The sequence below is a fragment of the Streptomyces narbonensis genome (genome assembly GCF_014649015.1).
GTDB lineage: Bacteria > Actinomycetota > Actinomycetes > Streptomycetales > Streptomycetaceae > Streptomyces > Streptomyces narbonensis.
In genome coordinates this window covers 1-508 of sequence record NZ_BMSF01000212.1, presented here as the reverse complement: position 1 = coordinate 508, position 508 = coordinate 1, and the positions used below count along the sequence as shown (strand labels likewise).

Genomic DNA, 508 nt, shown 5'->3' with positions numbered 1-508 from the left:
AAAACGAGAAAAAGCTCGATGAGAAGCTCAAGGTATTTCTGAATGATGTAGAAGAAATCACTCGTAAAGAAGATCAAGTTTACGGGGATAAGGATTTTGCAGAAACAGGAAATGATGATGCTGTAACAAGCGAAGATATAAAGGAAGCAGCCGAAAAAATCAAACAGAGACTTGCCGAAATAAATAACCTTGATGCTGAAGCATCAAAAGACGTAAAAAAAAACTGAAAAAGGCAAAACGGCAGATAGAAACTGATTACCTTCCACGCAAAACGAAGTACGAAAAGGCAAAGGCGACCTTCAAGGGCAGAAACAGTTACTCAAAAACAGATGAACAGGCAACTTTCATGCGAATGAAAGAAGATCATATGCTCAACGGGCAGCTCAAGCCCGGCTACAACATCCAGGTCGGGACGGAGAACAATTTTGTCATAGGTTATGATGTTTTTCCAAATCCAACAGATACAAGAACTTTTGCACCTCATCTTGAAAATGTTCAGAATCGATTA

At 39.4% G+C, this 508-nt stretch carries 1 protein-coding gene and 1 pseudogene; both read left to right on the top strand.

Translation table 11 applies throughout. The features are described from left to right. Positions 1-227: hypothetical protein (locus IE124_RS36485; RefSeq protein WP_189514116.1), on the top strand; the 227-nt coding region annotated here is incomplete at its 5' end. Between the two features lie 71 nt (positions 228-298). Further along, positions 299-508 (top strand): annotated as a pseudogene (locus IE124_RS36480) (IS1182-like element IS1182 family transposase); the annotation flags it as partial.